Consider the following 19,701-nt stretch of genomic DNA (forward strand, 5'->3'; position numbering starts at 1 on the left):
ACCTTCCCTTGGTTTGCTGTTTTTCTGGTTGTTTTGGTTGTTTTCTGGCTTTTGCTGTTCTTTGAGTTTGTTTCTCAGCATCTGCTGTTGTTTCTTGATTTGTCTTTTTCTGGCTGAACCGCCCCGGCCTTTATCGTTTCTTCCCTGTTTACGGGGGGATTCCCATCTTTTTAAGCGCATAGTTTTAATATGGTGGTTTGTTGTTTGTCCTATTGTACTACAAGGATTGATCTTTTGGCAAGTAGGATCAAGCTGCTATATAAAACCTAGACAAAGCTAGACTTTACTTTCTACTTCAACGGGAGCATGGGAGCGGTTATCCCTCGGTAGACTTTCACGCCTTAGCCAGACGCGATAACATGATTGCTGCATTTAGATCCCTATCTATTTGCAAACCACAGTTCTCACAGCGATAAATTCTTTCAGACAAGGAAAGACTATCTTTTTTATGCCCACAGTGAGAACAGGTTTTACTTGATGGATAAAATCTATCAGCAATTATAATTTCACAGCCAAATTTTTTAGCTTTATAATCTAGCTGACGCTTAAACTCATAAAATCCACAATCAGCTATTGCTTGTGCTAATTTATGATTCGATAACATTCCTGAAACATTCAAATCTTCTACTACTATCTTCGCGTGGTTTTTACATAAGTAAGTAGTAAGTTTATGAAGAGTATCTTTTCTCAGGTTTGCTATTCTCGCATGATGTCTAGCTAGTTTAATTTTAGCTTTATATTTGTTGCTTGAACCTTTAGCCTTTCTAGAGTAGATATTAGATAATCTTTGCAGTTTAGCTAAATTCTGTTTGTAGTGTTTAGGATTAGCAAAAGTAATACCAGTGCTAAGAATAGCTAGTTCCTTTACTCCCAAATCAACACCAACAGCATCATGTTTTTTAATAGTTGGCTGACATTCTTGTTCATAAGAAAAGGCTATATACCAACTATCAGCAGTCCTGGAAATAATAATACTTTTACAGGTGGTGTGAGGTAATCCTTCATAAGTTTTTACCCATCCAATTGTCGGTAGTTTTATTGATGTACCACCTACAGGAATTGGTTTACCACCATTATCAATTGTAAAACTATCATTTTTTCCTTTCTTTTTGAAGTTGGGATATTTTGACTGTCCTTTAAAGAATCTCTGGAAAGATTCACCTAAACTATCAAAAGCGTATTGAGTGATTTTCTGACAAATACCTTTTTCCTTAATCCATGTCAACTCAGGTTTTACGTGATTATTAAAGAATTTTTTGAGGATATATTTATTTGGCTTTAATCCATCTTTGTACAAATTCTGCCAAGTTGCTAAACCCCAATTATAGGTAAACCTTGCTATGCCAGCGTGTTTAGCCATCAATATTTCTTGAGTTTTATTTAACTTGAGTTTTGTTTTGATGGATAAAAGCATTGGTGAATCTTAATAAATCACTTATAGGTTTGTCCATGAGTGTACAGGTTTGTTTAGTAAACTGTCAACTTAGGACAAGCTCCCCGACTACTATCCTGTACATCCTTTAATCCTGGTTATTATCTCGACTTACTTCGACTTACTTCGACTGCGCTCAGTACAAGTCGCTCAGTACAAGTCGCGGTAGTTGAGCGTAGTCGAAACTCGATAACCACCTGATTCTTACTGCATATTTTTCTAAATCTCTGTTTTGAAAACCTGTTCTAAACGATGAGTTTGACTTTCTGCTTCTTTGAGTAAATCATTCCAATCATCTGGAGGATTTCCACTTTCTAGCATTTTCTGAAACACTCGATAAGCGTCTGTTTTACTTTGATATGCTCGCTTAGATTTTTCGTCGTTCACCCAAGCATAAACAATGATTTTACCTTGTTGATGATATCTAAAAAATAATCGGTATTGTTGAAAAAATTTAGCTCTAAACCAGTGTTTGTATTCATCTCCCAGGGTTGTACCTTGACGATAATCGTTTAATGTTGGATCTTGAGGAATGACATTAAATGCAAGTTTGAAAATAGCAGCTAGACGTTTTGTGGCGTTTTTCTGTTTGTATTCTTGAGGATATTTCTGACGTAAATTTTCTACCTGTATTATCAGTTCTTCTAACTGTTCTAGAAACAAGGAATGAGCAAATATAGTCCATCCGTTAATTATTAAAGGTTGTCTTAAGGGTTGATATTCAGACACATTTACTCATCCTCGTCTGATAGTGGTGCATCCAGATCAATTTCTACATCAGCAACTAAGGATTGAATACGGTTTACTAATTCTGGTTTAATGGGTTGTAGATGTTGAGGATTTTTTTGTATATCCTGGGCAATAAAGTTTAAAAATTCCCCCAATATTGGATCTTCGTCTTTTTCAGTAACGCGAGAAATAATTACTTTACCGTCGGGTTGAATCACATAACGAATTTTATCACGTTTACCCAAGCCTAGAGCTTTACGCACGGGTTCGGGTATTGTGGTTTGATATCTGTCTGTTAGGGTAGACTCTGAGGATGGTGTGGGTTTGACAACCATAACAATTTTGAGGGTTATTCTCTATTTTTAAGGTAATGCAATTGCATTGTGTTGTCAATGTTTAGGTTTTTGGGTTTTGATTGATAAGTAATATTTTCGGTTTTCTTCACAAGTTTATGAAGGAACGAACCACGTTCTGCGAAGCAGTTCCCGAAGGGTAGACACGAAGGACACGAAGAAAGAAATATAAGAGAAATTTCTGTTATTTTTTAGTAGGTTAACAGTAACATCCTGTACATCCTTTAATCCTGGATATCCTGATTCTGACTTAATATTTTTCTGTCATCTTTATATTTCACAGTCCTCAAGTCTTGACACAAAAGAACACACCAACCCACGGGGACAATGATACCCACCGACCACTAGATGAGGGAGGCGACCTTCAGGTGATTTTTTTATATTATAAAAAGAAACATCACTGTGATATAAAAAATTTTCGTATACCTCTCCCTTTATCCATCCTACCCTGTTGGCAAAAGCATTCCAGATGTTATGATCAAAATCTTCTGTTCCACCCAAACTTTGATAAATCCGTTTCTGTACAGAAAACCCAAATTTATCATTACTATATGTTGCCCATAACCAGTCAATACTGCGGAGGTCTTCACAGGGAAAATTATCAATACTTTTAAAATCTAAACTTTTCAGATTCAACCAATCTTCTTCACTTTCAAAATCTGATTTTTTCACTTCTGCTACTACTAACATGACTCGTTTTGTTTCCTCATCTGCTTCTCTCCATTTTCTTGTTGCTAATAATTTCTCTAGTTTTTGATACTGACTGGTTACAGTAACAGATGGTCGAGGAATTTTCACAGGTGGTTGAGGTGGTGGAGGTAAAATTTGAGATGGCGATCGCCTCACATTTTGATCTACAAAATTTAACTCCTGCATCACGTCTTTCACAGATTGATAACGATGTTTAGCAATAGGACTTGCTAATTTTTCCAAAATCTTCCCTAATTCATCACTTACCACATTTCCATTTAAAAAATCTCTCCATACCCATTCCCCTTCCATCGGACTATATAAATCAAAGGGACTAACTCCTGTTAATAAATGCAAACAAGTTACCCCTAAACTATATAAATCACTACTAAATAAAGGTTTACCCATTGACTGTTCAGGGGCGCAATATTCAGCAGATCCGATAATTGTCCCTGTAGCTGTGCGTTGCTGTGGTTTGACTATTTTCGCCGCCCCAAAATCTACTAAAAATAACTTATTTTCACTACTCAAAATAAGATTTTCTGGTTTAATATCTCGATGAATTACTTGTTTACTATGAACAAATTCCAATATTTGCAAAACTTCTATTAATAACTTTTTAATTTGCTGTTCAGAAAAAACACCATTTTTATCTAACTCAGTTTGTAAAGTTTCACCTTTAACAAATTCCTGTACTAAATATTGACGATTATCGGATGTAAAATAAGCCATTAATTCAGGTATTTGCGGATGCTTACCCAACTCCTCTAAACGTTGTGCTTCCTGTGCAAATAACTGGGATGCTTTTTCAATACTATCAGTTCCCTGTGCTTGGGGTAAAAATTGTTTAATGACACAATAAGGTTTTGATGGTTTATCCTCATCAATAGCTAAAAAAGTCCTGCCAAAACCACCCTGACCTAAAATTGATTGTGGTGCATATCTTTCACGCAAAAGTAACTTATTACCGCACTTCTGACAAAATTGAAAACTATCAGGATTAAGAAAAAGACAGTCAGGATTAACACATTGACGCATAGACTCAAAACCAAGGCTTTGTTATCAATTGATAATTGACAATTGACAATTGATAATTGTTTCATTCAAGGCTTAAAACCTCCCCTTTCAAGGGGAAAAAAACCAAAAAAATCCGCTTTTTCAATCCTCTCCGTTTAAGGTAGAGGTCATTGTCAAATTTTTAATTGTTAATTGTCCATTATTGAATATTCTACCCTAATTAATCAAAACCTACGGAAAATATCTCTAAACCTCCTCCCTTCGTGTCCTTCGCTTCTTCGTGGTTCGTTACTTCAAAACTTAACACTCCACAACCAAATTAAAACTTCTGACCAATACCAATATGCACCCGACTTTCACCTTGATCATTAATTCCCAAGTCAGCACGAATTAAACCTAAAGGCGAATCAACGCGCACACCTGCACCATACCCAAAACCACTACCAGGTTTATTTCTTACATTAGCTGGTTCTCCAATCACGGTATCACCAGAACCTAAATCAGTGGCAAAATCAGCAAATATCACACCCCCAGCAATAGGGAAGATCGGAAAACGATATTCAGCCGAAGCTAACACATAACTACGACCACTTCCTACTTTACCAGCATCATAACCGCGTACTGAGTTAGAACCACCTAAGTTAAAAGTTTCATAAGGTGGTAAGTCACCCACTACAGTACCAGCTTGCAGGTTTAAAGCAAATACTTGGGGTTGTGTGCTGTTAAATAAATTTACGGGCATAAATTGACTATAATTGCCCCGCAGCCGATTCATGGTAATCTGTCCATTACCTACAGGTATAGATTGTTCGGTACTGAAACTAAGAACAGAACCTTGAGTTGGTTTAACTGGGTTATCCCGTTGGTCTTTGGTGGCTGTAAATGATACGGTAGCTAGGTCATCTACACCAGTATCACTCAATGATAATTGGTTATTGTTTGCATCTCTGGGGGTAATATTTCCAGAGCGATCGCGGATGGTAACACGAGTATAATTCAGACCAACGGCAGCATCCCAACCCTCTATTTCTTGTTGCAAACTCACACTAGCGCCTATTTTCCCTTCCCGCACTTTATCACCATTCGGCAGTTTGATTTTATCGTCAAAGGTATCGGAAATTTGTCTTCTACGGAAGGTTTTGATGTTATAACCCAAACGTTCAGGGTTGGTTTCTCGATAAGGACTGTTAAAGTTAGTATTAAACAGTACATCCTGTCTGTTTAGTTCCACATTTGCAGACAAGGTATCATTCACACCACCAACGTTTTGATCTCTATAACTAACAATTACTGATATCCCATCATCAGCATTATATCCACCTCCCAGGTTAATAGAACGCGCTCCTATTTCTTGCAGTTCATAAACCAAATCAAGTTGTTTTGCGTCTCCTTCAAAGGCAACATTGACTCTTTGAAATAAACCTAATTTATATAAAGTTTGGATATCTTGCCGCGCTAAATCTTCTGCAAAGACTTTTCCGGGTTGTAGTTTTAGTTGCTGTCTGAGAAAATCTGCTTTACTACGTCCTTTGATGGGATTACCATTTTGATCAAATTTTTCGCCTTCTTCGCTCAAAAACCGAAATTTGACATCTCCGACTAAACCTTCTGCTACATTGACTGTGAGGATACCTTGGCGGTTTGGTTGAATTGATAAGACTCTGGCTAGGGTATAACCGTTATCTTTATACCATTGGTTAATTTGCTGTACTATGTTCTGAAGTGCTGCTGGACTGATATCTTTACCAATCTGATTTTGGAAATTTCCTAAGGCTGCTTGATAAGTGAGAACTTTTGCACCAGATAGCTGTAATGCTTGTACAACTATTGGTTGCACTTGATAAACTACGTTTACACCAGCGGATGTATTGCTACTGTTAACTGTAGCATTAGCAAATAAACCAGTGTCTAAAATTGCGGCTACATCCTGTTGAAGTTGAGTTTGACTGGTTCCTCCTCCAGTTTGGGTTTTAATAACTTTACGAATGATTTGCTCTAATTCTGCATTAGCGCCTATGATCTGGACATTGGTGGCGGTAACTACTAAATTAGCATCTGTAATTAAGTTGTTATTGTTATTATTAATATAATTATTGATATTTGTCCGTACAACTACTGGTTGCGATATCGGTTGAGGGCTAAATTCTATGGCATAAGTAGTTTCTGGTGCTGTTAAGGTTTCTACCTGTGCTGTTTGAGTTTCTACATCAGGCACTATTACCACATCTGTTGTTGCGGTTTTATGCTCTTGACTTGTATTTTGAGTCGGTGCTGCATTGGCTTGCTGAGTGGCATTACTAGCAGCTAAAGTAGCTAAGGTAAAAATTGCCGCAGAAGAAACTCGCATAATTAATGATAATCTTTGCTATAGATACCTATGGATTAAGAGACCAATAATTGTAATTTTTTGTTTCTGGTTAGATTTTTGCTACTACTATGCTACTACAAAAGCTGACGGTGTTAGGCGATCGCTGAGGATAAAGATCCCCGGCTTCTTTGAGAAGTCGAGGATCTGGGTACAGGTGTTTTGGTTGTTTTGGTAATTGGTATTACTTATTATCAGGCTTGATGATGACAAATTGCAAGACCCAATCTAAAATCCAAAATCTAAAATCCAAAATCTAAAAAGATCCCCGGCTTCTTTGAGAAGTCGAGGATCTGGGTACAGGTGTTTTGGTTGTTTTGGTAATTGGTATTACTTATTATCAGGCTTGATGATGACAAATTGCAAGACCCAATCTAAAATCCAAAATCTAAAATCCAAAATCTAAAAAGATCCCCGGCTTCTTTGAGAAGTCGAGGATCTGGGTACAGGTGTTTTGGTTGTTTTGGTAATTGGTATTACTTATTATCAGGCTTGATGATGACAAATTGCAAGACCCAATCTAAAATCCAAAATCTAAAATCCAAAATCTAAAATCTAAAATTCTATGCGTGATTTATCTCAGTTACCTTTATTGAAGCAGTCTCCAGATAAAAGTTCTCGTTTACAGTTACTGGTTTTAAGTAATGGTCATGGTGAAGATATCATTGCTGGGCGGATCATTAAGGAACTGCAACAGTTATCTTCTCCTCCTGATATCTTTGCTTTACCGATAGTGGGTGAAGGTCGTGCTTACCAAAATTTAAATGTGCCTTGTATTGGTGAAGTGAAGACTATGCCTTCTGGTGGTTTTATTTATATGGATAGTCGTCAACTGATGCGGGATGTCCAGGGTGGTTTGGTACAACTGACTTGGAAGCAGATTCAAGCTGTGCGTGGTTGGGTGAGTTCGCAAACAAAGTTAGGTAATCAAAAGGCGATTTTAGCTGTGGGGGATATTGTACCACTGTTGTTTGCATCTATCAGCGGCGCTAATTATGCTTTTGTGGGAACGGCAAAATCTGAATATTATGTGCGTGATGAGTTGGGTTTATTACCCAGAAAGTCAAAATCGGCACGTTGGGAAAATTTTTCAGGTTCTATTTATCATCCTTGGGAAAGGTGGTTGATGAGTCTTAGTCGTTGTCGGGCTGTGTTTCCTAGAGATGCGCTGACAACGGAAATTTTAAGAAAGTGGCCTATTCCAGCTTTTGATGTGGGAAATCCTATGATGGATGGTTTAGATCCTTCTTTTGGCAATGCTAGATTTTATCACAATCATGTTGAACAAGCAGAAATGGAAATTGTTCGTCCTTTGGTTGTGACTTTGCTTCCTGGTTCTCGTGCAGGTGAGGCTTATGATAACTGGGAAGTGATGATGATCGCTGTATCGGCTTTGATTGAGAGTTTCCGGGAACGAGAAACGGTGTTTTTAGGTGCGATCGCTCCCGGTTTAGATGGTAATCTTTTTTCTCAATCTTTAAAAATTCCAGGTTGGCAAAAATGCGATCAATCTCCTGTTCAACTTGCTGATGCTAATGCTTTAATGTTTCAACAAAAAAATGCTTATCTTATTCTCACTCAACAAGCTTATAATGATTGTCTACATTTGGGGGATTTAGCGATCGCTATGGCAGGTACAGCAACAGAACAATTTATTGGTTTAGGCAAACCTGCGATCGCTATTCCCGGTAAAGGTCCGCAATATAATCCTGGTTTTGCAGAAGCCCAAAGTCGTCTTCTAGGATCATCTCTAATTTTAGTAGACCAACCAACAAAAGCTGCCCAAGTAACACGGTCCCTGTTACAAAATCCCGATCTTTTACACGAAATTTCCGAAAATGGAGTTAAAAGGATGGGTTTACCTGGTGCTGCCAAACGTATTGCCGAATGTTTGCAAGAACGTTTAACTTAACTTTTATCACCTGCTATATAAAACCTAGACAAAACTAGACTTTACTTTCTACTTCAACGGGAGCATGGGAGCAGTTATCCCTCGGTAGACTTTCACGCTTTAGCCAAACGCGATTGTGTTCCAATTAACTTTCTGAAAAAGACTACCACCATCATTGCTTGGTTTTCGCGTCGGCAATAGTCTCAATTCAATACTTGATATCACCGTATTATATATCAAGTAGTTGATTTTTTTCTGAAAATATATTGATTGTTGTCAATATAAGTATAGTTTTGTCTATGAAATTGTCAACTTAGGACAAGCTCTTCCCCAGTCACCTGTCACCTCTTCCCCAGTCACCAGTCACCTGTCACCAGTCACCTGTCACCTATTAACCTACTAACCCAGAACGTAAAGCGCGAACTGCGGCTTGGGTTCTGTCATCAGCGCAAAGTTTATTCAAAATATTGCGAACATGAGTTTTTACTGTTCCCACAGTAATATACAGTTTTTCTGCAATTTGACCGTTACTACAACCAGCAACAATTAATTCTAAAATTTCCAGTTCCCGCTGAGTTAAAGGATAGGTTTCCAGAACTTGTTCATATTCCGTGGCTAATGCCTCAATTTTCACAGTCTTTGGTTTATCAGATGTGAGACTTTCTCCTGGTAAACTTGAGCGCATTTTCTTTAGTACCACATTGGCGATCGCTGGATCAATCCAAGAGTTACCAGCATAAGTAGCTTGTATGGCTTCGGTTAATTTGTTAATACTTGTTTCCTTCATGTAATAAGAATCTGCACCCGCCGCAAAAGCAGCTAAGACGGCATCTTCTGTATGATCCATTGTCAAAATCAAAATTTTTGTATTGTTTTGCCCAGTTTCTGCTTGATGGCGTTTAAACTTGCGGGTGAGTTCAATTCCATCCATATCTGGTAAACCAATATCCACTACTGCTACATCTGGCTTGGCAGTTTCCAAAAGTTTTAATCCTTGGGTGGCATTTGCCGCTTCACCTATCACCCTTAACCCGCTGTTTGACTGCAATGCAGCCCTTAACCCCATCCGGGTTAAATCATGATCTTCAATTAAAAGAATGCTGATCTCATTCATTGTTACACCCAACTATATATCTGACTACTGCTTTGAACTTAATGTGAACTTAGAGGATGTTTGTAAAGTCTAAATTAATACTAAAATCGGCGATTAGAAATCGCGGCTATACAAACAAAACCTGCCTACGCAGGTTACAAATCCTTGGTTTTTCATTAGTCTACTAGTGGACTTGGTTTGTGTACTAGCAAATTATATTCGCCCAATACTTTTAAAACATCCTCTTAATTTGAACTTAACTTGAACTTAACTTGAAATTAATTTGACTGGTAAAGATTCAGGAGACAGAATACAGGATTCAGAATGAATGAGAGTTTTCGAGTCATGCTTGATAATTGATGAACAAACTTGCTCATGTGGATTCCTGCTGCACACAAATATTCTGATTCCTGTACGGGCAAGCATGGGGAGTTTGTACCTACAGACTCCTGACAATGAATGTAAGTTTTGGATCTAATTTGGATCTAATTTCCCCAAACTAAAGATAGATGATATTTTGACTTGGTTGCATCCATCGACAGAAATAATAAATTTCACTTATTTTATCTGGGATAGAAGTAAAAATCTAGCTACGGGTATATGGCTATTTTTTTGGAAAATATGAAATATTGAAACGAGTGGAAAATCAGACAACCAACCTATTTGTTATGACTGTGCCTTCCTTATTCTCATTTTTTCTTGAATTTTAAGTTCTACCAATCTCCTTGAATACTTTTCCCTTACCTTGACGAGTTGGTTAAATGTTATAAATTTGTCTTTTTCTTCTCATCAACTCTGTCAACAATGCTTGTGCTAAACTTGAACTCTTACTTTTTTGACACCAGATCGTTTTTTATGCAGTAATTAATGAGACAGTAATTTGGGGGTGATTTTTACTGACTCTGATCAGAAAATGTATTACATTTGACTCTAGTTCTTCTGTCAAATTCAAGTTTAAAGGCTTGTATATAGCCTGATGAATCAAGGAGGTTGACATTTTTATCCTAGCACAAGATTCTTTTGACATAAACTTACAGCAGATTCCTTTGTTATGAGGTACAGTATTAGACTGGGAAGTGCTGTATCAAGAGATGATCAACAGAATGACTAACTGGTAACTTGATCATCTATCATAGTACCGACCACAGACTCCGCCAACATCACATACAACATCAGATAATTTAAAATTTTCTATCTATGAACGAGGGGCAAGGGTTTAAAACTAATGATTCGCGCTTATATGGCAATGGCAAGATATGCACTTATAGCTTTTTAATATTGAATGATTAATCACTCACGAATCAAGACTAACTACTGTTCAAGTGAGTAAAACTGCTCAAGCTGATGGTACACAATGTTTGTATGCAACTCTCACTAATGGGTGAGGACGGTAAATCATTTACTCATTTACAATTGTGTTGAGATGGATAAAGTATTTGATTTTACTTTCTCTCGACACTGCCAGATTTCATAGAGAATCACTTTCATCTCGATAATTGCCAATTGTTTTTAAATTATTATTTATTAAACGAGAGCAATTTTCCATTTGTTAGAGTTATAACCAGGAGATTCAACACAATCAAAAAAAAATGGCAGAAAAAATCAAATACTTGATTCTGCAACCAGCTAAAGACATAACAAATTAAAACTACTAAAAGTGGAGGAAGATCAATTGAATGTAAAGAATATTAATTAGAGATTGTGTAAAATACCTGAGTTACTCAAGAGCTTTTTTTGAGATCCACAAAAATTGTCCATTCTGTAGTTATATACAGCTTCTTGTAGGTAAATAAAGTAAACAATGAGATTGACAAAGCCTTACGCAAACAGAGTTTTAGTTCTGACTGCTGCTGTATTGGAAGTCAGTATTCAGCAGTCAGTATTCAGCAGTCAGTATTCAGCTATTATCTGGGATTTATGAGCATTTGTAGCAAGGGATGAGGAAATTGATTTTGGTATCAGTCTCCCCTAAACATCCTAGAAATTCAGTTGAAAAAGCAGTTTTAGCTGAATGCTGACTATCTGAAAATAGAAATGCTGTACTTCAATCTCTTTTGGACAGCGAAAATAAAAACTAATGGAAGAGACGCTGAAAATTTTGGTTGTAGATGATGATGAAGTAGATCGCATGGCAGTACGTCTAGCCCTGACAAAAGCTGGTGTTTATATGGAACTGTGTGAAGTCAGCGACGGTAATAATGCCCTTTCTGCTCTCCAAAATACTAACTTTGACTGCGTTTTTCTCGATTATTGCTTACCAAACCAAGATAGCTTCACTTTAATTCACAAGCTGCGCTCTTGTGAAATCAAAGTTCCTTTAGTTATTCTCACCGCTCAAGGAGAGGAAAAAATTGCTGTTGATTTATTGCAAGCTGGTGCTACAGATTATCTGATTAAATCTAAACTAAATGCAGAAAATCTGGTACTAATTTTGCGAAATACGATGCGTTTATATCGGGCAGAAATGAAAGCAGATTTGGCATATCAACAACTTAAAGAAAGTAATGAACAACTGATTCGGAAGAACCAAGAATTGGAGAGACAAAGGCAACAAATTCAATTACAAAATTTGAGATTGTTGGAAGCATCACGACTTAAATCACAATTTTTAGCTACCATATCTCATGAGTTACGAACCCCAATGAATGCCATCATTGGTTTTTCGCAAATACTGTTACGTCCTAAATTTGGTCAACTTACCAATCAGCAAGCGGATATGGTAGAGCGTATCCTCAATAATGGTAAGCATTTGCTGATGTTATTGAATGAAGTTTTGGACTTTTCTAAATTGGAGGCTGGTAAATTAGAACTCAAACCAGAAATATGCGATTTATCAAAGATAGTTAATAATACTGTAGGTGAAATTCGTTCTTTAGCTGAAGCAAAAAAGTTATCTTTGTTAGTGGAAATAGAATTAGAAAATACTTTGGTATTTAATGATCCCGTGCGCGTACATCAGATTTTAATTAACCTGCTCTCCAATGCGGTTAAATTTACAGAGTATGGAAGCATTAAAGTAGAAGTGAAAGAAATTCCCAGAAATCAATTAGCAATTAGTATTAAAGACACAGGAATTGGTATTTCCCCTCAAGATTATCAACATATTTTTGAGGCATTTCGACAAGTAGATCAAGGTATTAGTCGTAAATATCCAGGCACTGGACTGGGTTTAGCAATTATTGATTCATTGGTACAAATGATGGGAGGTAAAATATTTCTAGAAAGTCAATTAGGAGTGGGTTCGGTATTTAAAATTGAATTGCCACGTCAAATCTCATTATCACCTCATGGGGGAGATAATACTAGAGATAATTATAGTTGGAATGTCGGTAGTGATGATAGAATTTATTATTCTCAGCAAAATCTACCTCATCTACCATCTCAATTCAATAAAGTTTCGCTAGGATATCCTCATCTGAAACTGTAAATTATCATGTAAATTCCCATGTAAATTCCCAAGTGTAGATTTCAGAGTAGATTAATTTAGATTAATGGCCAAAAAGTTGTAAACATAAACTATGTCTTTTGTTAAAAGTGATAAGGTTGATCGTATCCTCGCCGTTGATGATACAAGAGATAATTTAATTTTGGTGCAAACACTTTTAGAAAGTGAGGGTTATGAAATTGATTTAGTATCAGATGGAGCAACTGCTTTACAAAAAGTGGCACAATCTCCACCGGATCTGATTTTATTAGATGTGATGATGCCAGGAATGGATGGTTATGAAGTAACACGGAAAATTCGTGATAATCCTGATCTGGGTTATATTCCAATTTTGTTAATCACAGCTTTTCATGAATCTAGTGTAGTGGAAGGGTTAGATGCGGGTGCGGATGATTTTATTCGCAAACCATTTGATACTGATGAATTATTAGCCAGAGTGCGATCGCTATTGCGACTTAAACACAGTATTGATGAACAGCAAAAAATGTCCCGTCAGCGAGAAGATTTTGTTTCGCGTTTAACTCATGATTTACGCACACCTTTAGTAGCAGCGGATAGAATGTTAGCTTTGTTTCAACAGGAGACTTTTTGTAAAATTTCTCCAGAAATGAAACAAGCGATCGCTGTGATGATTCGCAGTAACCAAAATTTAATGGCAATGGTTAATACCTTACTAGAAGTTTATCGCTTCGAGGCAGGTAAAAAAACCTTAAATTTGGAAAAATGCGACTTAACAGAAATATCTGAAGAAGTCATCAGTGAACTAACTCCCCTTGCTGTTGAGAAAAACTTAACTCTCAAATTAAATACCCATGAGTTAAACCAGTTAGAAAATCATGGAGGAATTGTCTTAGGTGATAGATTAGAACTACGCCGAGTGTTGAATAACTTAATTGGTAACGCCATCAAGTTCACAGATACAGGCGGTGTAGAAATTCGCATTTTGAAAACTTGCTCCACCAAAACACATCAAGGTGAAGTAATAATTGAAGTTGAAGATACTGGTTATGGCATTGCACCAGAAGAACAAGCAACAATTTTTGAGAGATTTCGTCAAGGGAGAAATAAAAGATCAGGTAGTGGTTTAGGACTGCATTTATCACAAAGAATCATAGAAGCGCATGGTGGAAAAATCGAACTTTTCTCAGAATTAGGTAAAGGTAGTATATTCAAAATCAAACTGCCAAAGGAAACTTAATTTTTTAGGAGTCAGAAGTCAGGAGTCAGAAGTCAGGAGTCAGAAATAAAACCCTGTGACAGCAAAGATTAGTCATAGAAATTTTGAAGATCATAAAAATTTTGATTCTATTTACCTGCATTGTTCAAACGGAGAAAAAGGCTCAAATTTGTGATCAAGAAAACGACGAATAATTGCCTCTAAATCCTCCAGCATATAGGGTTTACTGATATAGTCGTCAAAACCTGCGCCCAGGATACGTTCTTGCTGTTCCCTGCCAGCTAAAGCCGTAACAGCAACAACAGGAATGTGGCGAGTTAATGGATCTTGCTTTAAATATCGCACAACATCTAGACCATTCAACCCAGGTAACAGAATATCCAACAAAATCAAGTCTGGCTGATATTCTTTTGCTACTAAGAGTGTAGTGTAACTGTCATTTTGACAAATAAATCTACACCCTAGTAACTCCAAAGTATAACTAAGTAGTAATAGACTATCATCATGATCTTCTACTACCAAAATCAAAGGCGGCTGAGAGTTTTGCTTCTTTTCATCACTCATGAATGAATGTGTCAGATACATCTAGTCTCCAGAAGATTAAATTGGGCTTTATCGTCTTGATAGTCAAACTAGGCGATATTCCCACAAACCATAAGACGTGCTGATTCAGGATTAGCTAGTGTTTTGCTCCCCACTCAGTTGACTATCCTTACCCACATCAAATAGGAAAGAACAACTCAAGCTGAATAGCTTTAGCAGACACCCTTTGATTATATGCAAAATTACAGAATATTTTCCTCATAAGTTCACAATAACTTTGTAGAGAAAAATGGCATAGTTATTTACTTTAGTATCACTATTGACATATCTATAAGTAAAAAATTAAATTACACTAGTTACATTAAACATCCTATCCAGCATGAAAATAAACTGTTAAATTTAGACTTCAGTGATTTATTTTGCTGCCAATATATGCAAAATTGCCATATACACCCATCAATCGAGAAATTTCCTAAATACAGCAGACGGTAAACATTGCTAGAAATATTACTTGAATTGCGATGGTATTTTGTAGGTTTGTAAAGAAGTGATATGATACTTGCTCAAACTGAACAATTTTCAGCATAATACTTGACGTAGCTATATTTATGTAGTATAAAGTTACGTTGTAAGATATACCAGACTAATTATGTAACAAGAATCAAATATCAACCAGGTTTGACTCCTGTACAGACGTTCTACCGGAACGCATCTAATCCTCACTACTGACTACTGACTCCTATGGATTTTGACTATTTCCGAAATAATGATAGTAGTTCCGCGAACAACAATCGTCACAACCTACTAGCTAGTGGTTGGCGACCATTTCAGCGTGATTTTGATTGGGGCTATTTCCAACAACTAATATTAAATGATACTCAAGAGTTAACACAAAGAAGTATTAATCTAGTCAGTTTTTATGCAGACGCTTTAGCCAGAAAAGATTTTGCTTGGTGGGCAAATATATTAAATTTAGCTTCTGACTATACTCGCAGTGAATTTCAAAAATTTTGGAACTTCGTCACACCCGATGCACTCACACCAGATTATCGTTACAAAGACGTTTTAAGTACAGAAACACCCATTTTGCAATTTGTCAGCCGTAACAGCATTCCTATTGATTATGTACTGAATTTATTGCAAGAAATTACCGTTTTGCGCGTTCTACGTTTATTGGAACGTCCTGATATTATCACCCAATATTATGCAGAGCGAGATTTCTATTTTCCCGTCGAAAAATTTGCTAGTTGGGAACGCTTAGATGTCGTCAATACCGTTTATGCTTACTGGTCTCAACAAGATATTTGGTTACAAATTGACCCCTATGATCGGGGACGCAGACAATATACTTTAATGTCCAAAAATTTAGCCCCATTCATCAATAAAGCCACTTATGATTTAGCAGTGATGTTAAGTGGATATCAAAGCCGTGTCGGTAAAGTTCATAATCAATTTCCCATTCGCACATTTCCCCAAGAAATTCAAGATTTTACTGATTCAGTTCAGCAAGCTATTCTCAATCAAAATCAATTAGCTGTTGTCGTACATGGAGAACCAGGGACAGGAAAAACAGCATGGACACAATCAGTAGCCAAGGAAATTTTAGTACCTTTAGGTTATGTCATCTTTATTTTGGATCATGATGCCATTACTAACTTTGTGCCACCCAACTATTTAGAAAAAATTTGTATCATCATCAACGAAGCTGATAACTTAGCTCAAGATAGAGCTTCAGAAGTAGCCCAATATAACAACAAAACTGAACATATTTTAGCTTTGTTAGATGGGACTTTGTACCAAAGTGTAATTGATGAATCTGGTGTACAGATAAAGCAGCATTTAGTGGTTTTGATGACTTGCAATACTACAGAAAGATTAGATCCTGCTATGTTACGTAAAGGCAGAGTAGATTTAATGTGTGAGTTTACAAAGCGGTTTGTGTGAAAAATCAGTTATCAATTGATAATTGACAATTGACAATTTTTTCATTCAAAGTTTAAAACCTCCCCTTTATCTCGTTATTTCGTTATTTCGTTCCCAGTTTCTAACTGGGAATGCCATCACAGAGTCTCTGACTCTGCTATTAATAAAGGCAGATCCTTTAATAATTCATTCCCATACAGAGTATGGGAACGAGAAAAACAAGGAATTAGCGGAAATCAGAGATTTTTGCTAAAATTACTGATATCAAGTAATATCAAGTAATATTTTCTTGCCGCTTTGGGCAGATATCTAAGCAAAAACCCATGAATCAAGTTATCAAATCAGAACAAAAGCAAGTAACCAGATTATTTTCTCACTTGGAATTTGATGGTAATAAATTAAATCATCAACCAGGTAGCGTTTTAGGAAGCACTGCTTTGATAGCTGGAACTACTGTTGGTGCTGGTATTCTTGCCCTACCTGCGGTAACTTTACCATCGGGTATTTTACCATCTACAATTGTCATTATTGTAGTTTGGTTATACACCTTATTTTCTGGTTTATTAATTGCTGAAGTAACCTTAAATGTTATGGGTGCAGAAGGCATGAATAGCATAGGTTTTTTGGCAACTGTAGAAAAGACATTGGGAAAAACAGGAGCGAGAATTGCTGGTGGTGCATATTTGTTTAAGCATTACGCTCTTTTAGTGGCGTATATCAGCAAAGGTGGAGATATTTTATTATCGACATTAACTAAAATAGTTGGTTTAGAAAATACCTTACCTACCTGGATAGGAACAACAACTTTTACATTGTTATTTGGTGGTATTCTCTATTTAGGAAAAGAAAGATTCATTCAGAAATTAAACAGTGCCTTTGTGGCAATTCTTATTACTTCTTTTCTAGGATTATTACTGTTAGGTTCAGGACAAGTAAAAAGCTCTCAATTTCTTTTTCAAAATTGGCAAGCTGTCGGTGGTGCAGTTTCTGTTATTTGTGTAGCTCTTTTTTATCATAACGTTGTGCCTGTAGTGGTGACACAATTAGAAGGCGATATTGCCAAAATCAGAAAATCAATTATTATCGGTTCGGGCATTCCTTTGATTATGTTTTTGGCTTGGAATGCTGTTATTTTAGGTAGTATTAGTCCTGATATTCTCCAGAATAATTCACAAAGTGGCAGTGTTTTTGATCCCTTACAAATTTTGCGATCAGGTGGAGCAGGAGAAGTTTTAGGATTAGTTTTAACTGTTTTTTCAGAGTTGGCAATTATTACCTCATTTATCGGTTTTGTTTACGGTTTAGTCGATTTCTTTCAAGACATTTCTCGGATGACAAAAAATCAAATTTCTCGGTTTCCTATTTTCTCACTTGTTCTATTTCCACCCATGAGTTTAGGAACAATAAACCCCAGCATATTTTTTACTGCTCTAGACTATACGGGAATATTTAGTGTTTCGATTTTAGGGGGAATTATTCCGGCAATTATGAGTTGGCAACAACGAGAAAAACAAAAGTTAACAAATGGTATTTATCAATCATTGATACCAGGTGGTAAAATTACATTAATTATGATGATTACAGTTGCATTAGCCCTGATATGCAAACGAATTTTCTCAATTTATGCCAATTAAATATCAATTTCAATACAGCACTTTACTTTGTAATGAGGTACAAGATTGGCGGGCAAGATGCCCACCCCACAATATTGTTTTTATTTATTTTATTTATTTGATTTTATTTATTCACAAAAAAACACATTACACGCAAATTATCAATTGTCAATTATCAATTATCAATTAATTAAATCTCTCTTTTGATAGACTTAATGAGTAGATAAAATTACTAATCTATAGATGGAAATTTTCATGGAATAAACTATGAATATTATTGCTTGGATAATTCTGGGTCTGATCGCCGGAGCTATCGCTAAAGCTATTTATCCTGGTCGTCAAGGTGGCGGAATTTTAGCCACAATGGTATTAGGAATTGTTGGTGCTTTAATTGGTGGAACTTTAGTCACTTTGTTAGAAACAGGAACATTACAATTTACAGCCGCAACTTTGAGCATTCCTGGGATAATTGTGGCTATTATTGGGGCAATGATCGCCATTTTTATTTGGGGATTAGTTACTGGTCGTACCAGTCATTAATGGATTAAATAAATATCAGCAAATAAACTTTATTCAGTTATAAAAAAAGGTAATGAGTTTTACCCCATTACCTATTACTCGTTATGGAAATATAAGAACTTAAACAACAACTTTCTGTTTTGACCACACACCATTTTCATCTTCATCAAATTGTTGATGAACCGCATCCCAAGCAGATTGTTCTGCGGTAAATTCATCGTTGGTTTCATCAAGTACGACGTTATAGTGCTGAATGAATAATTGTTGTGCTTCTGCTGATAAATGAGCGCGAACTTCAGGAGATAAATCTTCTGGACTGTTACATGGACCCGGACAAGGATGGGTGAGTGCTTTACCAATGGTGTGCATTTCTTCACCACCAGAACTTTCTAATATTAATTGAAATTCACCGCTGCGATCGCTCGGAATTTCTACCATTAATAAAAACTCTCCCGCTTGTAAACGAGTTTGATAAACCGCAGCTTTGTCTTCTGGCATTCCCATAGCCGTAAAAACCGATACCAAGCCCGCACCAGCACTACCAGCGATCGCACCACTCGCAGCACCCAACAACACCGCACCAATAGGTCCCGCTGCCACAATTGGTCCGACAAAAGGAATAAACAATACTCCTACACCTGTAAGTAAGCTGAGGAAAGAACCAAACAAAGATCCAAAAATTGCCCCTGTTCTCAAACCTCCTAAAATCACATCACGCTTGGTAATAAAACCAGAAATTCGCGTTTCTGACTGGAAATTTCTCCCCATCACTGAAATATGATCTTTCGGTACACCTCTATTTAGTAAACGACGAATTACATCATCAATTTGCTTTTGTTCTTTAAATACAGCCGAGATGGTACGCTCTGCTTGATATCCTTCTGGCACTTGTTTACTCCTTTTAATTTATT

Annotated in this window: 14 protein-coding genes; 6 read left to right on the top strand and 8 right to left on the bottom strand. The window is 36.6% G+C overall.

Features of this window, described 5'->3' with window-relative positions:
• Positions 1–334: 334 nt before the first annotated feature.
• The 5 genes from IQ237_RS02655 to IQ237_RS02675 all read right to left on the bottom strand — a co-directional run bounded on the left by IQ237_RS02655 (position 335) and on the right by IQ237_RS02675 (position 6,568).
• A complete protein-coding gene (locus IQ237_RS02655; RefSeq protein WP_194052010.1) occupies positions 335–1,414 on the bottom strand; it encodes an RNA-guided endonuclease TnpB family protein in 1,080 nt (359 codons plus the stop codon).
• Between the two features lie 237 nt (positions 1,415–1,651).
• Positions 1,652–2,161, bottom strand: coding sequence for a type II toxin-antitoxin system YhaV family toxin (locus IQ237_RS02660; protein ID WP_309225605.1), 510 nt, complete (start codon positions 2,159–2,161; stop codon positions 1,652–1,654).
• A gap of 2 nt (positions 2,162–2,163) precedes the next feature.
• Positions 2,164–2,496: a type II toxin-antitoxin system PrlF family antitoxin gene (locus IQ237_RS02665; RefSeq protein WP_194052012.1), complete on the bottom strand. Its 333-nt coding sequence runs from the start codon at positions 2,494–2,496 to the stop codon at positions 2,164–2,166.
• 288 nt (positions 2,497–2,784) lie between these two features.
• Positions 2,785–4,242 (bottom strand): serine/threonine-protein kinase, encoded by a 1,458-nt coding sequence (locus IQ237_RS02670; RefSeq protein ID WP_194052014.1) that lies wholly within the window; start codon positions 4,240–4,242, stop codon positions 2,785–2,787.
• Between the two features lie 298 nt (positions 4,243–4,540).
• Complete coding sequence (locus IQ237_RS02675) at positions 4,541–6,568, bottom strand: BamA/TamA family outer membrane protein (protein WP_194052016.1); 2,028 nt, start codon at positions 6,566–6,568, stop codon at positions 4,541–4,543.
• Between the two features lie 583 nt (positions 6,569–7,151).
• Between IQ237_RS02675 and IQ237_RS02680 the strand changes: the two genes are divergently transcribed.
• Positions 7,152–8,498 carry a lipid-A-disaccharide synthase-related protein gene (locus tag IQ237_RS02680; protein WP_194052018.1) on the top strand — a complete coding sequence of 449 codons (1,347 nt, stop codon included), beginning with the start codon at positions 7,152–7,154 and terminating at the stop codon, positions 8,496–8,498.
• Positions 8,499–8,868: 370 nt separating this feature from the next.
• Here IQ237_RS02680 and IQ237_RS02685 read toward each other — a convergent pair whose 3' ends face one another.
• Complete coding sequence (locus IQ237_RS02685; protein ID WP_194052020.1) at positions 8,869–9,591, bottom strand: response regulator transcription factor; 723 nt, start codon at positions 9,589–9,591, stop codon at positions 8,869–8,871.
• A 2,056-nt stretch (positions 9,592–11,647) separates the two neighbouring features.
• On the opposite strand from IQ237_RS02685, the gene IQ237_RS02690 reads away from it, so the two are divergent.
• Both IQ237_RS02690 and IQ237_RS02695 read left to right on the top strand, forming a co-directional pair.
• Complete coding sequence (locus IQ237_RS02690; RefSeq protein WP_194052022.1) at positions 11,648–12,997, top strand: hybrid sensor histidine kinase/response regulator; 1,350 nt, start codon at positions 11,648–11,650, stop codon at positions 12,995–12,997.
• A gap of 91 nt (positions 12,998–13,088) precedes the next feature.
• Positions 13,089–14,213, top strand: a complete 1,125-nt coding sequence (locus IQ237_RS02695) for a cell wall metabolism sensor histidine kinase WalK (protein WP_194052024.1) — start codon at positions 13,089–13,091, stop codon at positions 14,211–14,213.
• Positions 14,214–14,324: 111 nt separating this feature from the next.
• Here IQ237_RS02695 and IQ237_RS02700 read toward each other — a convergent pair whose 3' ends face one another.
• Positions 14,325–14,777: a response regulator gene (locus IQ237_RS02700; RefSeq protein ID WP_194052026.1), complete on the bottom strand. Its 453-nt coding sequence runs from the start codon at positions 14,775–14,777 to the stop codon at positions 14,325–14,327.
• Between the two features lie 699 nt (positions 14,778–15,476).
• Between IQ237_RS02700 and IQ237_RS02705 the strand changes: the two genes are divergently transcribed.
• From IQ237_RS02705 to IQ237_RS02715, 3 genes are all read left to right on the top strand, one after another.
• Positions 15,477–16,679, top strand: a complete 1,203-nt coding sequence (locus IQ237_RS02705) for an AAA family ATPase (protein ID WP_194052028.1) — start codon at positions 15,477–15,479, stop codon at positions 16,677–16,679.
• A 302-nt stretch (positions 16,680–16,981) separates the two neighbouring features.
• Positions 16,982–18,292 carry an amino acid permease gene (locus IQ237_RS02710; protein WP_194052030.1) on the top strand — a complete coding sequence of 437 codons (1,311 nt, stop codon included), beginning with the start codon at positions 16,982–16,984 and terminating at the stop codon, positions 18,290–18,292.
• A 246-nt stretch (positions 18,293–18,538) separates the two neighbouring features.
• Complete coding sequence (locus IQ237_RS02715) at positions 18,539–18,811, top strand: GlsB/YeaQ/YmgE family stress response membrane protein (RefSeq protein ID WP_194052032.1); 273 nt, start codon at positions 18,539–18,541, stop codon at positions 18,809–18,811.
• Positions 18,812–18,910: 99 nt separating this feature from the next.
• On the opposite strand, the gene IQ237_RS02720 is transcribed toward IQ237_RS02715, so the two are convergent.
• Complete coding sequence (locus IQ237_RS02720) at positions 18,911–19,678, bottom strand: ChaB family protein (protein WP_194052034.1); 768 nt, start codon at positions 19,676–19,678, stop codon at positions 18,911–18,913.
• Between the last annotated feature and the right edge of the window lie 23 nt (positions 19,679–19,701).

It is taken from the genome of Sphaerospermopsis sp. LEGE 08334 (assembly GCF_015207205.1).
GTDB lineage: Bacteria > Cyanobacteriota > Cyanobacteriia > Cyanobacteriales > Nostocaceae > Sphaerospermopsis.